The organism is Bacillus cereus group sp. BfR-BA-01311 (assembly GCF_022664295.1).
Lineage (GTDB): Bacteria > Bacillota > Bacilli > Bacillales > Bacillaceae_G > Bacillus_A > Bacillus_A cereus.
In genome coordinates, this window is sequence record NZ_JAKUHC010000003.1 from 347,299 (window position 1) to 360,454 (window position 13,156).

Genomic DNA, 13,156 nt, shown 5'->3' on the forward strand with positions numbered 1-13,156 from the left:
CTTTTTATTGAATCTAGTTCCAGCGGCTAGAACAGTCGGTCATTTCGCGCCTTCCTGCGAGGCAAACTTCGCCTCTTCGTCAGGAGCTCCAATGCCCTTCTGTTCTGGACGAGCCGCTTCCACTTTTTATTACTATTCTAACGCTGCTGCTCCACCAACGATTTCCGTAATTTCTTGCGTAATCGCTGCCTGACGCGCACGGTTGAATGAAAGTGTAAGTGAATCGATAACTTCCATTGCGTTGTCTGTAGCACTCTTCATTGCTGTCATACGCGCTGCGTGCTCACTTGCTTTACCGTCTAGTAATGCACCGTACACTAAGCTTTCTGCGTATTGTGGCAATAGTACTTTTAAAATTTCTTCTTCAGAAGGTTCGAATTCATAAGCTGTCGTCGGTTTGTCAGACGCCACATCAGTAAGCGGTAAAATTTTATTTTCCGTTACCTCTTGTGAAATTTTACTTACGTAATGGTTGTAGTAAATGTACAGCTCATCATAAGCACCATCTGCGAACATCGCAATTGCTCGAGAAGCAAGGTCTTTAATATCAGTAAATGATGGGTGGTCAGATAATCCAACTACTTCATCAATAATGTTAAAGCCGCGACGTTTTAAATAATCACGTCCTAGTCGTCCAAGCACAATAATAGAATATTGGTTTGAATCCATATTATGACGTTCACGAATTACGTTACTTACTGTACGTAATACGTTACTGTTATAACCACCTGCTAGTCCGCGATCAGACGTAATAACGATGTATCCTGTACGCTTTACAGGACGCGCATTTAGCATTGGATGATTAATCCCTTTGCTTCCTTGCGCAATGCTCGCTACTACTTCTTGAATCTTTTCCATATACGGAACGAAAGATTTAGCATTTTGCTCTGCACGGTTTAACTTAGATGCAGATACCATCTCCATCGCTTTCGTAATTTGACTCGTTTTCTTTGTCGAGTTAATCTTCGCTTTTATATCGCGTAAAGATGCCACAGGTTTTCACCACCTTTTTTCCGGAAGTTGGCACGATTAGTAAGAATCCTCTTCCTAATCTACGTTGCAAGATATTCTTGCTCATGATTGAAGGAAAAGAATAGGTGCACCTACTCTTTTCCTTTACATGACCTTTAGCAATCTCAGAGCCCGAGATGCCTTTTATATATACTATCTAGCTCCAGCGGCTTGAATGAGCCGCTTCCGCTTTTATTAATCTAGTTCCGCCTCCTAGCCCCTTTCGTCTAAGAACCTTCCCCACAAGAAGGTAAAAAGCACCTTCTGTGAGAAAGAACCTTAGCCGATGGGGCTGAACAGTCGGCTCCACTTTTTATTATTATTCAGAAGCTACGAATACTTTTTTAAATCCATTGATTGCTGCTGCAAATTTGTCGTCATCCGCAAGTTTCTTAGTTGTGCGGATTTCTTCTAATAAGTCAGTCGCATTAGAATCTAACCAAGCATGGAATTCTTCTTCAAAACGAGTGATATCTACTACTGGGATATCATCTAGGAATCCACGTGTTAAAGCGTAAAGAATGATAACTTGTTTCTCTACACGTAACGGTTTGTGTAATCCTTGTTTTAATACCTCAACAGTACGAGCACCACGGTTTAATTTCGCTTGAGTTGCTTTATCAAGGTCAGAACCGAACTGAGCGAACGCTTCTAACTCACGGTAAGATGCAAGGTCAAGACGAAGTGTACCTGATACTTTACTCATTGCTTTAATCTGAGCAGATCCACCTACACGAGATACAGAAGTACCCGCATCGATCGCTGGACGTACGCCAGAGAAGAATAGGTCAGATTGTAAGAAGATTTGTCCATCCGTAATAGAAATTACGTTTGTTGGGATGTATGCTGATACGTCCCCTGCTTGTGTTTCGATGAAAGGTAGTGCAGTTAAAGAACCGCCGCCTTTTGCATCACTTAATTTTGCTGCACGCTCTAATAAGCGAGAATGTAAGTAGAATACATCCCCTGGGTAAGCTTCACGACCTGGAGGACGACGTAATAGTAATGACAGCTCACGGTAAGCCGCTGCTTGTTTTGATAAGTCATCATATACTACTAATACGTGTTTACCATTGTACATGAACTCTTCACCCATTGTTACACCAGCGTAAGGAGCTAGGTATAGTAATGGAGCTGGTTGAGAAGCAGATGCAGTTACAACGATTGTGTATTCTAATGCACCGTGCTTACGTAGTGTTTCTACTACGTTACGTACAGTTGATTCTTTTTGTCCAATTGCTACGTAGATACAAATCATGTCTTCATCTTTTTGGTTAATGATTGTATCAAGTGCAACTGCTGTTTTACCAGTTTGACGGTCACCAATGATTAACTCACGTTGACCACGGCCAATTGGTACAAGAGCATCGATCGCTTTAATACCTGTTTGAAGTGGCTCATGAACAGATTTACGATCCATTACACCTGGTGCTGGACTTTCGATTGGACGAGTGTTTGTTGTATTGATTGGGCCTAAACCATCAACTGGTTGACCTAATGGGTTTACAACACGACCAATTAGTTCTTTTCCTACTGGTACTTGCATGATGCGACCAGTACGACGAACTTCGTCACCTTCACGGATTTCTGTGTAAGGTCCTAAAATGATAATACCTACGTTGTTTTCCTCTAAGTTTTGTGCTAGTCCCATAACGCCGTTAGAGAACTCTACAAGTTCACCAGCCATAACGTTATCAAGACCATGAGCACGCGCGATACCGTCACCAACTTGGATAACTGTACCAACATCACTAACTTCGATTTCAGACTGATAGTTCTCGATTTGTTGCTTTATCAGTGCGCTAATTTCTTCAGCTCTGATGCTCATGTGCTTCACCCCTATCTATTCTTCATTAATTCACGCTGAATACGTGCTAATTTTCCTTGTAAACTTCCGTCATAAATGCGATTTCCAATACGTACTTTAATTCCGCCTAGTAAATCTTCATCTACAACATTTTTCACGCGAATTGCATCTTTTCCCGTTCTCTTTGCAAATGCTTCAGCAATGTTAAGCTTCTCTTCTTCTGATAGAAGACGAGTAGAATATACAGTTGCATCCGCTACGTTACGTTCTTCATTAGCAAGAACAACATATTCATCTGCAATTTCAGGTAAGATATCAATGCGTTTGTTATCAATTAAAATATATAACGTATTTAAAATAGATTCAGAAACAGATCCGAATACGTTTGCAAGAAACGTTTTCTTTTGTTCCTTTGAAATGTTCGGTTGCGTTAAAAAGCTATGTAGTTCTCCGTTCTTTACATAAACGTTTTGTACAAGGCGTAATTCCTCTTCAAACATTTCTAATACGTGTTTTTCTTTTGCAATTTTAAAAAGAGCGACAGCATAACGTTTTGCTACAATCCCATTGCTCATCGCGCTTCTCCTACTTCTTTAATATAATCGCGAATTAACTTCACTTGATCTTCTTCTTTTAATTCTTTTTCAATTACTTTAGAAGCAATTTGAACAGATAAAGAAGCGACTTGTTCTTGTAAAGCAGCAATTGCTTGCTCTTTTTCGCGTTGAATTTCTTGTACAGCAGATGCTTTAATTGATTCTGCTTCTTCTTTCGCAGCAGCAACAATAACATCCTTTTGATCTACAGCTTGCTTTTTCGCTCTTTCGATTAACTCTTGTGCTTCAACACGCGATTGTTTTAACATCTCACGTTGTTCTTCTACTAATTTCTTCGCTTCAGCATTATTTCTTTCTGCAGCGTCGATTTCATTAGCAACGTGCTCTTCACGTTCTTTCATAATTCCCATTAAAGGACCCCACGCAAATTTGCGTAGCATTACTAATAGAAGTAAGAAAATGAACAATGTATAAGCAATCGTTCCAAATGGAATGGAAGCTCCTAATAATAAAGTTGGCACAAGGATTCACTCCCTTCAAAATATCTAAATTGATCATATGAAAAAAAAAGACATACGTTTCGTTCATAAAGCAATGGCGAAGAAAGTTCGGAAAAACACTCTTCGCCATCTATGTAAGGGGAGTCTCCCTTATTTGTTCATTACGATGAATGCAATAACTACACCGATGATTGGAAGTGCCTCAACTAAAGCAACCCCGATGAACATAATTGTTTGAAGTGCGCCTTTTAATTCTGGTTGACGAGCAACACCTTCGATTGTACGTGATACGATAAGACCGTTACCAATACCTGCACCTAATGCTGATAAACCAATTGCAATTGCAGCTGCGATTACACCTAAACTCATTTAATTTGTCCTCCTTTGTATTATAAAAAAATAAATTTTTTCTTACTTAAATTATATTAATGGTCATGGCTTACTTTATGAGCCATATAAACCATCGTTAACATAACGAAAATAAATGCTTGGATTGATCCAACGAATACACTGAATCCCATCCATGCTAACATTGGTACAAGCGCACCTAATGCCCCAAGGACTGATGCTCCGCCCAACTTAGCAAGTAATCCTAATAAGATCTCACCTGCATAAATGTTACCAAATAAACGAAGACCTAACGTTAATGTGTTAGCAAACTCCTCAATAACCTTTAATGGGAATAAGAATTTCATAGGTTGGAAATAACCTTTTACGTACTCTTTCGTACCCTTCATCTTAATTCCATAATAATGGGTGAGGGTAACTACCATCACGGCTAATGTTAATGTAACTGCTGGATCAGACGTTGGTGATCTCCACCATGCAATATGTTCGCCAGCTTCAGTTGCTGAATACATGAATGGTAAACCAAGGAAGTTCGATACGATGATAAACATGATAAGCGTAACGCCAAGCGTTAAGAAACGTCCACCTGTTTTCCAGTCCATCGTACTATTGATAATCCCTTTCACGAAGTCAAACACCCATTCCATGAAGTTTTGCATCCCGGTTGGGCGAAGAGCTAAGCTGCGAGTTCCGATAACAGCGATTAAGAAAACAATAACTGCTGCTACAGTAACCATCATAACTGATGACAAATCGAACGTTAAACCTAGAAATTCAACTAATTTACCGTGTTCCACTAGTAATTCACCTCTCTTCCCTGCTCTTATACTCTAAATAAAGAAAATCTATGATCATGACAAGGTATCCTGTCAGCAATCCTACACCTAGGCCCCACATCGCGATTAACTCTTGATATTTGGCTGCAAATAAAATTAATAACCCAATCGTGGCGAATCTTGAATATGTACTTACCGCTGTTGCCTTGAACTTCACGTTTTCTCCATTTGTTACGCGATCTAGCAGCTTGTCTGTTCTACGTGCAATGATGCGCAAACTAAGAAAACTGAAAATCGTACCGATAATCAGTCCAAGAAATACATCCTTGTAAGAGGTAAATCCCCATCCTAGCACTAGAAGCGCAAGCAAGTAGTACATATATTTCTTTTGTCTTTGGACAAGTCCATGTACGTCTATCATCATTGCTCTCCCGAATAGTAATGTCGAATGAGTCGAATCATTGCGTATATCCCTGTTCCTAGTCCGAGTAATAACCCTATAATAAGAAACAACGGAAACGTTCCAACCTTATTATCAATCCACTGCCCACCAAAGATTCCAACAAGAATAGAACCGACTAATTGAGCGAGAATACCTGACATTAAAGCATAAGCTTTTATATGGCTGCGATCGTTTTTTTGCAAGGATTCACCCCTCCAATATGTAACCCTCATTCACGATGTGTTAATAATAACTCATTTTTTTGCATAAATCCTATACAAAACAAAAAGTTTACATTTTCGTCACGGAATAGATGTAATTTTGTCACTGAAAGCCCTACCATCTATCCCCGTTGTTAGCATACAATAGGGTATTAACAGTGTCAACGAGAAATCGTAAAAAATCTAAAAATTTGAGTATTAGGCATTTCCTCCCAAAAATGAAAACGTTCCCCTTCTAAATACTGGTTACATATATGCAATTTCTAACAGTTTTCTCTTTATAATAGAAGGAAATGTTCACAAGTTTGTCACTATTATATTTTCGAGATATAACGCTTTTCTTCCATAATATAGTGTTCCTCAGACGTAAGACTTCTATATTATATGTGAGGTGTATGCAACTTATGTTGTATATACGATGTATATTTATCCTCTCCCCCTCCCCTACTTGCTTACAACAAAAAAAAGACGAGCTGGGGAATCTCCCCTGCTCGTCAGTTGTCTTACTTCGTTCCGAATAAACGGTCACCAGCATCACCAAGACCTGGTACTACATATCCGTGGTCATTTAATTTCTCATCTAATGCTGCTACATAAATATCAACATCAGGATGTTCTTCTTGTACTACTTTTACCCCTTCTGGAGCTGCAACGATACACATTAATTTAATTTGTTTCGCACCGCGCTTTTTCAGAGAGTTAATTGCTTCAGCCGCAGAACCACCTGTTGCTAGCATCGGATCTAGTACGATAAAGTCACGCTCTTCTACATCCGTTGGAAGTTTCACATAGTATTCTACCGGTTGCAATGTTTTAGGGTCACGGTATAAACCAACGTGTCCTACTTTTGCTGCTGGAATTAATTTCAGAATTCCATCAACCATTCCTAAACCTGCACGTAAAATCGGAATTAAACCAAGTTTTTTACCAGCGATCACTTTTGTTGTCGCTTTGCTTACAGGTGTTTCAATTTCAATGTCCTTAAGTGGAAGGTCGCGAGTAATTTCGAAAGCCATTAAGCTTGCTACTTCGTCCACTAATTCACGAAAATCTTTCGTACCTGTATTCTTATCGCGAATATATGTAATCTTATGTTGAATTAACGGGTGATCAAATACATACAGTTTTCCCATGTGAATCTCTCCTTTAGATGATATTCATGCGTTTGCACGCTTTTTTACACTATTTACGATTGTAAAGAAAACGCTACTAATATTCAAGGGCAAATTTGGCAAAATCATGATTTTACAATGAATCTATCTAGTATCTTTACCAATTATGGGAGCTGTATCCTTCATTATATCGCCAAAATTTATTCATCATTTGTATACATACTTTAAAAATAATATATGTCCAAAAAAAAGACCGCCAAAACAATTAAGTCTCGGCAGTCTTCTTCAATCTATTATAGATTTGGATACATTGGGAATTTGCTAGTTAACGCTTCTACACGCTTACGTGCTTCTTCTAATGCAGCTTCATTTTCATGATTTTTTAATGTATAAGCAATAAGTGACGCAATTTCATCCATTTCTTCTAAACCAAAACCACGAGATGTTACAGCTGCTGTACCGATACGTACACCACTTGTTACAAATGGGCTTGCTGTTTCAAATGGAATTGTATTTTTGTTCACTGTAATACCAACTTCATCTAATACGTGCTCTGCTACTTTACCTGTGATTTCTAAGTTACGAACATCAATCAAGATTAAGTGATTGTCTGTTCCGCCAGAAACAAGTGTAAGTCCTTCTTTTTGAAGACCTTCAGCTAAGCGGTTCGCATTGTTAATGATATTTTGTGCATATGTTTTGAAATCATCTTGAAGTGCTTCACCAAATGCAACAGCTTTTGCAGCGATTACGTGCATAAGTGGACCACCTTGAATACCAGGGAAGATTGATTTATCAACTTGTTTTGCAAATTGCTCTTCACATAAAATCATACCACCACGCGGACCACGTAACGTTTTATGTGTTGTCGTTGTAACGAAATGTGCATGTGGTACTGGATTTGGATGTAAACCAGCAGCTACTAAACCTGCGATATGTGCCATATCAACCATTAAATAAGCGCCCACTTCATCTGCAATCTCACGGAATCGCTTGAAATCGATAACACGAGGGTATGCACTTGCACCTGCAACGATTAATTTTGGTTTATGTTCTTTCGCTTTTGCTAATACATCATCGTAATTAATACGGTGAGAGTCAGCATCCACGCCATATTCTACGAAATTATATTGTACTCCACTGAAGTTAACAGGGCTTCCGTGTGTTAAGTGACCACCATGAGATAAGTTCATACCAAGTACTGTATCGCCTTGCTCTAAAATCGTGAAGTATACTGCCATGTTCGCTTGTGCACCAGAGTGTGGTTGAACATTTACGTGCTCTGCGCCGAAAATTTCTTTCACGCGATCACGTGCGATATCTTCTACTACGTCTACGTGTTCACAGCCACCATAGTAACGTTTTCCAGGATATCCTTCAGCATACTTATTCGTTAAAACAGAACCTTGTGCCTCCATTACTGCTTCACTTACAAAGTTTTCCGAAGCAATTAACTCAATCTTTGAACGCTGTCTTCCTAGTTCTGCCTCAATTGCAGCAAATACCTTTTCATCTTGACGTTTTAAATGATCCACCAAAATCCCCCTTTTCTGAACGAATTACATCGATTCCCAACAGTTTTTTCTTATTTATTCAGAAAAAACGAAAATTCAGGTTGTAATTCTTTCGAACCTTCATGTTTTCAACTACATTCTAACATGACTTTCTATATCATAAAAGAAAAAAAAGACCGAAAATCGGTCTTTTCTTTCTTCTATTATAAAGTCAGACAACATACCTTTTATCTTATGATAAACAGGTACTATATGACTTCCTAATTTCTCATATTTAACGGCAAGTGGTAGTCTCTTCCACTGCCGCATAGACAGCACGTGCTCCACCAATTAGTTTTCCACGTGTTTTGGCCATCGTTACATGCGCACTTCCAATTTCCTTCACACTTGTACGAACCGGAACAGCTACATGCTTTAAATGCATACCGATAAATGTATCACCAATATCCATTCCTGCATCAGCTTTAATAAACTCAACTACTACCGGATCTTTCAAATTGTGATACGCGTATGTCCCCAATGCACCACCTGCTGATCTAACAGGCGTAACTGTTACAATTTCAAATTGATATTTTATCGCTACTTCTCTCTCAACTACTAAAGCACGGTTTAAATGCTCACAACATTGAAACGCTAATTCAATACCTGTTTGCTCTTGAAATTGTTTTAACTCAGAGAAAATCGCCTCTGCTACTTCCATCGTTCCTGATGTTCCAATTCTTTCGCCTAGCACTTCGCTCGTGCTACAACCCACTACAAAAATTTGACCGCTTTGTAATGAAGCTTGTTCTTGGAAATCAGAAAGCGACATTTGTAGCTGTTCTCTTACCTTTACGATTTCTGTCATTACGCCTCTTCCTTTCACAGGTTGGTTCACCAAATTATATTTCACACTACTGATAGTTAGAATCTATTACTTTGTTTCGTATGTTTTAATTTTTCCTACGCGGTTTTCGTGACGACCACCTTCATAATCAGTTGTTAACCAGATTTTCGCGATATCACGCGCTAGACCAGCACCAATTACACGCTCGCCCATTGCTAGCATGTTAGTGTCATTATGCTCTCTCGTCGCTTTCGCGCTGAAAGTATCATGAACTAACGCACAACGGATACCATTTACTTTGTTTGCTGCGATTGACATACCAATGCCTGTCCCACAAACTAAGATACCACGATCTACTTCACCATTCGCTACCATTTCAGCTGCTGGAAACGCAAAGTCAGGGTAATCAACAGAACCAGCTTCACATTCACAACCTAAATCAATATATTCAATATTTAACTCTTCTAATAAATTTACAAGTTCTTTGCGGATATTCATACCGCCGTGATCAGATGCTATTACTACTTTCATTTTTACCCCTCCAAAGTTTCAATCAATTATCTTCATTTCACACTCGCTACCTCATATAGGAAGAAGTGATCTCCAATATCGTATTATACACGAAACATCAACCTACTGAATGTTTTTTCAGTAAAGTTTGTACAAGTTTTTCCATCTCATCTAACGTTTCTTTATAAATAGAAAGCGAGCCTCCAAATGGATCTGAAATGTCCTTGCCTATACCTTCAGTTAATCCATATAACGTATTTAATTTCTTTTCAACGCTCGGATAATGCCCAAGTACAATTTGCTTATGGTTTTCTGTCATCGTTACGACAATATCAGCCCAATCAAGCAAAGTTTCATTTACTTGCTGCGCCGCATGATCAATTGAAATTCCTTTTTCAGCTAAAGCTTCCTTCGCATGTACCGATGCATCGCTCCCAGGATAGGCGAAAACACCAGCAGATTGCACTTCAAACTTATCTCCTCCGTGATGACGAAGCAACGCCTCAGCCATTGGACTACGACATGTATTGCCAGTACAAACAAATAACACTCGTTTCATTCAAACCCACCCCTATATTCGATTTCTTATCATTCATCATAACTTACATTAGAATAGAACAAAAGAAATGTGAATATACAAAAGGCGCATTTCTCTTATATTTTTTCTAAGAAAAATGCGCCTTATCCACATATATGTGAAACCCTATTTCCAAGTGCCTAGAGTATTTTAACATACATACTGAACACGCAACAAAAATAAGGAATCCATTTCATACGAAACGGATTCCTCTTATATTGCAATTATTTCATTGTAACTTTCATTACTTCTGTTGAACCTTTTGTAGCTGCTACGCCTACAGTTGTCTTAATAGACTCAGCTGCATCTGTGTTTGTAATAACAATTGGAGTAATTGTGCTTTTCGCTTTTTCACGGATTAATTCTAAGTCGAATGAGATTAATTTATCTCCAGCTTTTACAGCTTGGCCTTCAGAAACGTGAGCTTCGAAACCTTCACCTTCCATTTTTACAGTTTCTAATCCAACGTGGATTAAAATTTCTGTACCGTTTTTCGCTTTAATTCCGATAGCATGTTTTGTGTGGAATAATTGTACGATTTCACCATCAACTGGAGATACAACTACACCTTCAGTAGGATCAATTGCAACACCGTCACCCATCATACGACCAGCAAATACTGGATCTGGTACTTCTTCAATATTTTTCACTGCTCCAGTTAATGGAGCTACGATTGTTTCTTCATTTGTTTTTGAACCAAGACCGAATAATTTTTTAAACATAGGATAGTCCTCCTTATAATTTACCTAAAAGTTTATAGGGCAATCCCTAGTAAAACTCGGGATACATGTAAGACTTCATACTTCGAATATTATACTGTAAAAACGCTTTCGAAATAAATTATGTCATTACTAATAGACTCTTATTGTAGCGCTTCACAAAATTCCAGTCAATTCTGATTGTCTGAATAACAATAAGAAGTTAACTTCTATTTATATTTTCTCTTTTTTTGTCCAACTTGTCTAGAGGTCTTTACTACATTTTATTTTTTGTTGTTAATTTGTAAAATTTAATTCAAACTTTTTTCAAAATCCACTTGACTATAGTAAGTAACTATTTTATTATTACTTACGTAAGATAAGTTAATAACTTTTAGGAGGTTTTAAAAATGATGGATTTCGGTCTACTTATTATTCGTCTTATTATAGGAATTACATTCATGGGTCATGGCGCTCAAAAATTATTTGGTTGGTTCGGCGGTTACGGTTTAAAAGGAACAGGTGGCTGGATGGAGTCAATCGGTTTACGTCCTGGTGTATTTATGGCATTTATGGCTGGCGCAACTGAATTACTAGGTGGTTTCTTATTCGCATCAGGTATTTTCATTGTAGTTGGTTCATTATTTATCGTTGGAACAATGTTAATGGCTATCTTCACTGTTCATGGAAAAAATGGTTACTGGGTAACACAAAACGGATATGAATATAACTTAATGTTAATCGCTGTCGCTGTTGGTGTAGCTTTAATCGGACCTGGCGCATACGTTTTACTTTAATTTTTATCTCAAATTTGAGATTCTTGAAAAAGAACTTACTTCATTACAATTGAAGTAAGTTCTTTTTATGAAACAAAATATTATTTCCAGCAGGATTTTCTCATCGTTATCTTGTAAACAAACAATAAGTATTCATATTTAGAAAGGGGATTACAAGCATGTTATCCATTAATCCAAATGAACAAACTGAAAAAGATAATTACAAATTACTTACCGGAAGTATCATCCCTCGTCCTGTCGCATTCGTTACTTCTGTAACAAAAGAAGGTGTACTAAACGGAGCACCATATAGTTATTTCAATATTGTCGCTGCTAATCCACCACTTATCTCAGTATCTGTACAACGAAAAGCAGGAGAAAGAAAGGACACTTCCCGAAACGCAATTGAAAAAGGAGAATTTGTCGTACATATTTCTGACGAATCATATGTAGCAGCAATTAACGAAACAGCAGCTAACCTCCCGCCAAATGAAAGTGAAATTGAACTAGCAAAACTAACACCAATCGAAAGTGAAGTCATCTCTGTTCCAGGTGTAAAAGAAGCAAATATTCGAATGGAATGCGTATTAGAACGTGCAATTCCACTTGGCGGAACGGAAGACTCACCAGCTTGTGATCTACTAATTGGACGCGTCGTTCGTTTCCACGTTGCCGAACATCTATATGAAAAAGGGCGCATTCACGCAGAAGGACTCAAACCAATAAGCCGCCTAGCAGGACACAACTATGCAAAATTAGGAGAACAATTTGAATTAGTTAGGCCAGTTTAAAAGCGAAAGCGGCTCGCTCAGAATGGGAGGGCATTGGAGCTCTCGACCTTGAAGCGCTTTTTGCCTCACGGGAAGACGCGAAGCCACCGACCATTCTAGCCGCTGAAGCTGGATAACATCTAAAAGCGGAGGCAGCTAGATTCCTCCCATCACTCAAATATAAAATCCCCTGCTTTTTAGCAGGGGATTTTATCATTGTAATTCTTCCTTCTTTTCCTCTAAAGTAGGCATTTTCTCTTTTTTCGGCTTCCCTAGCTTAATTACGAAGAAGTATAGGGAAAGCAATGTAATAAGAAAAACAATTAAAAACGGGTACGGAGAGTAAAAAGCACGCGCCGCCTCAGTCTTTCCCGCAACAAATTTCAATGACTCAATATCTAAAAACTCAGCAAACATTTGTACACCGAGCATACTAAACCAAAAAACAAAAAAACTAATAATAATACCAAAAACTTGCTTCAATCTCGTCATTCATCTCATCCTTTCTATATCTGTAATTTTTAGCGTAATAAATATAGTACAAACAAAATATTCACAGAAAGGAACTATCTCACCATTCACGAATTAACTTAATCCAACCTAACATCGAAATTTGCAAAATAATACCCCAAATTATAAGTCTTCTTAGCCATCGAGGAAAGAAGGTTAAAAATTTAACATACCATTCCAATAGCTTGTTCATAATTCCCT

Annotated in this window: 19 protein-coding genes; 2 read left to right on the top strand and 17 right to left on the bottom strand. The window is 38.2% G+C overall.

Features of this window, described 5'->3' with window-relative positions; translation table 11 throughout:
* Positions 1-132 precede the first annotated feature (132 nt).
* The 15 genes from atpG to MR136_RS09740 form a co-directional block, all read right to left on the bottom strand.
* The gene (atpG, locus tag MR136_RS09670; RefSeq protein WP_000157696.1) at positions 133-993 is read right to left on the bottom strand and encodes a F0F1 ATP synthase subunit gamma; all 861 of its coding nucleotides are present in this window, start codon (positions 991-993) and stop codon (positions 133-135) included.
* A gap of 337 nt (positions 994-1,330) precedes the next feature.
* Positions 1,331-2,839, bottom strand: coding sequence for a F0F1 ATP synthase subunit alpha (gene atpA / locus MR136_RS09675; RefSeq protein WP_000027518.1), 1,509 nt, complete (start codon positions 2,837-2,839; stop codon positions 1,331-1,333).
* Positions 2,840-2,850: 11 nt separating this feature from the next.
* Positions 2,851-3,393 (bottom strand): F0F1 ATP synthase subunit delta, encoded by a 543-nt coding sequence (atpH, locus tag MR136_RS09680; RefSeq protein WP_000064683.1) that lies wholly within the window; start codon positions 3,391-3,393, stop codon positions 2,851-2,853.
* The gene (gene atpF, locus MR136_RS09685) at positions 3,390-3,896 is read right to left on the bottom strand and encodes a F0F1 ATP synthase subunit B (protein WP_001142624.1); all 507 of its coding nucleotides are present in this window, start codon (positions 3,894-3,896) and stop codon (positions 3,390-3,392) included. Before atpF ends, atpH begins: the two co-directional genes overlap by 4 nt.
* Before the next feature lie 129 nt (positions 3,897-4,025).
* Positions 4,026-4,244, bottom strand: coding sequence for a F0F1 ATP synthase subunit C (gene atpE, locus MR136_RS09690; protein ID WP_000052064.1), 219 nt, complete (start codon positions 4,242-4,244; stop codon positions 4,026-4,028).
* A 56-nt stretch (positions 4,245-4,300) separates the two neighbouring features.
* On the bottom strand, positions 4,301-5,020 hold the full coding sequence (atpB, locus tag MR136_RS09695; protein WP_000399871.1) for a F0F1 ATP synthase subunit A: 720 nt from the start codon (positions 5,018-5,020) through the stop codon (positions 4,301-4,303).
* 7 nt (positions 5,021-5,027) lie between these two features.
* Positions 5,028-5,420, bottom strand: a complete 393-nt coding sequence (locus MR136_RS09700) for an ATP synthase subunit I (protein WP_000567600.1) — start codon at positions 5,418-5,420, stop codon at positions 5,028-5,030.
* Positions 5,420-5,644 carry an AtpZ/AtpI family protein gene (locus tag MR136_RS09705; protein ID WP_001171222.1) on the bottom strand — a complete coding sequence of 75 codons (225 nt, stop codon included), beginning with the start codon at positions 5,642-5,644 and terminating at the stop codon, positions 5,420-5,422. The genes MR136_RS09700 and MR136_RS09705 overlap by 1 nt, the downstream gene beginning before the upstream one ends.
* Positions 5,645-5,670: 26 nt before the next feature.
* The gene (locus MR136_RS09710) at positions 5,671-5,784 is read right to left on the bottom strand and encodes a DUF4024 domain-containing protein (RefSeq protein WP_000232962.1); all 114 of its coding nucleotides are present in this window, start codon (positions 5,782-5,784) and stop codon (positions 5,671-5,673) included.
* Positions 5,785-6,165: 381 nt separating this feature from the next.
* Positions 6,166-6,795 carry a uracil phosphoribosyltransferase gene (gene upp, locus MR136_RS09715; RefSeq protein WP_000517539.1) on the bottom strand — a complete coding sequence of 210 codons (630 nt, stop codon included), beginning with the start codon at positions 6,793-6,795 and terminating at the stop codon, positions 6,166-6,168.
* A 272-nt stretch (positions 6,796-7,067) separates the two neighbouring features.
* Positions 7,068-8,309 (bottom strand): serine hydroxymethyltransferase, encoded by a 1,242-nt coding sequence (glyA, locus tag MR136_RS09720; RefSeq protein WP_000349813.1) that lies wholly within the window; start codon positions 8,307-8,309, stop codon positions 7,068-7,070.
* 253 nt (positions 8,310-8,562) lie between these two features.
* Positions 8,563-9,135, bottom strand: coding sequence for a TIGR01440 family protein (locus MR136_RS09725; RefSeq protein WP_000136379.1), 573 nt, complete (start codon positions 9,133-9,135; stop codon positions 8,563-8,565).
* A gap of 66 nt (positions 9,136-9,201) precedes the next feature.
* Positions 9,202-9,645 carry a ribose 5-phosphate isomerase B gene (rpiB, locus tag MR136_RS09730; RefSeq protein WP_000869538.1) on the bottom strand — a complete coding sequence of 148 codons (444 nt, stop codon included), beginning with the start codon at positions 9,643-9,645 and terminating at the stop codon, positions 9,202-9,204.
* A gap of 97 nt (positions 9,646-9,742) precedes the next feature.
* On the bottom strand, positions 9,743-10,183 hold the full coding sequence (locus MR136_RS09735) for a low molecular weight protein arginine phosphatase (RefSeq protein ID WP_000832373.1): 441 nt from the start codon (positions 10,181-10,183) through the stop codon (positions 9,743-9,745).
* Positions 10,184-10,425: 242 nt separating this feature from the next.
* Complete coding sequence (locus MR136_RS09740) at positions 10,426-10,923, bottom strand: PTS sugar transporter subunit IIA (RefSeq protein ID WP_000473665.1); 498 nt, start codon at positions 10,921-10,923, stop codon at positions 10,426-10,428.
* 386 nt (positions 10,924-11,309) lie between these two features.
* On the opposite strand from MR136_RS09740, the gene MR136_RS09745 reads away from it, so the two are divergent.
* The gene (locus MR136_RS09745; protein ID WP_000968616.1) at positions 11,310-11,696 is read left to right on the top strand and encodes a DoxX family protein; all 387 of its coding nucleotides are present in this window, start codon (positions 11,310-11,312) and stop codon (positions 11,694-11,696) included.
* A 158-nt stretch (positions 11,697-11,854) separates the two neighbouring features.
* A complete protein-coding gene (locus MR136_RS09750; protein WP_000949055.1) occupies positions 11,855-12,466 on the top strand; it encodes a flavin reductase family protein in 612 nt (203 codons plus the stop codon).
* A gap of 192 nt (positions 12,467-12,658) precedes the next feature.
* On the opposite strand, the gene MR136_RS09755 is transcribed toward MR136_RS09750, so the two are convergent.
* Both MR136_RS09755 and MR136_RS28420 read right to left on the bottom strand, forming a co-directional pair.
* A complete protein-coding gene (locus MR136_RS09755) occupies positions 12,659-12,937 on the bottom strand; it encodes a DUF3935 domain-containing protein (protein ID WP_000197472.1) in 279 nt (92 codons plus the stop codon).
* A 79-nt stretch (positions 12,938-13,016) separates the two neighbouring features.
* Complete coding sequence (locus MR136_RS28420; protein ID WP_001037634.1) at positions 13,017-13,148, bottom strand: hypothetical protein; 132 nt, start codon at positions 13,146-13,148, stop codon at positions 13,017-13,019.
* Positions 13,149-13,156 lie beyond the last annotated feature (8 nt).

Excerpts from the sequence above, each read along its gene's own strand:
- MR136_RS09725 (WP_000136379.1), bottom strand. The coding sequence starts at position 9,135 with ATGACAGAAATCGTAAAGGTAAGAGAACAGCTACAAATGTCGCTTTCT.
- MR136_RS09745 (WP_000968616.1), top strand. The coding sequence starts at position 11,310 with ATGATGGATTTCGGTCTACTTATTATTCGTCTTATTATAGGAATTACA.
- atpA (WP_000027518.1), bottom strand. The coding sequence starts at position 2,839 with ATGAGCATCAGAGCTGAAGAAATTAGCGCACTGATAAAGCAACAAATC.
- MR136_RS09750 (WP_000949055.1), top strand. The coding sequence starts at position 11,855 with ATGTTATCCATTAATCCAAATGAACAAACTGAAAAAGATAATTACAAA.
- MR136_RS09740 (WP_000473665.1), bottom strand. The coding sequence starts at position 10,923 with ATGTTTAAAAAATTATTCGGTCTTGGTTCAAAAACAAATGAAGAAACA.
- atpH (WP_000064683.1), bottom strand. The coding sequence starts at position 3,393 with ATGAGCAATGGGATTGTAGCAAAACGTTATGCTGTCGCTCTTTTTAAA.
- MR136_RS28420 (WP_001037634.1), bottom strand. The coding sequence starts at position 13,148 with ATGAACAAGCTATTGGAATGGTATGTTAAATTTTTAACCTTCTTTCCT.
- MR136_RS09735 (WP_000832373.1), bottom strand. The coding sequence starts at position 10,183 with ATGAAACGAGTGTTATTTGTTTGTACTGGCAATACATGTCGTAGTCCA.
- MR136_RS09755 (WP_000197472.1), bottom strand. The coding sequence starts at position 12,937 with ATGACGAGATTGAAGCAAGTTTTTGGTATTATTATTAGTTTTTTTGTT.
- MR136_RS09710 (WP_000232962.1), bottom strand. The coding sequence starts at position 5,784 with ATGGTAGGGCTTTCAGTGACAAAATTACATCTATTCCGTGACGAAAAT.
- upp (WP_000517539.1), bottom strand. The coding sequence starts at position 6,795 with ATGGGAAAACTGTATGTATTTGATCACCCGTTAATTCAACATAAGATT.
- atpE (WP_000052064.1), bottom strand. The coding sequence starts at position 4,244 with ATGAGTTTAGGTGTAATCGCAGCTGCAATTGCAATTGGTTTATCAGCA.
- rpiB (WP_000869538.1), bottom strand. The coding sequence starts at position 9,645 with ATGAAAGTAGTAATAGCATCTGATCACGGCGGTATGAATATCCGCAAA.
- MR136_RS09700 (WP_000567600.1), bottom strand. The coding sequence starts at position 5,420 with ATGATAGACGTACATGGACTTGTCCAAAGACAAAAGAAATATATGTAC.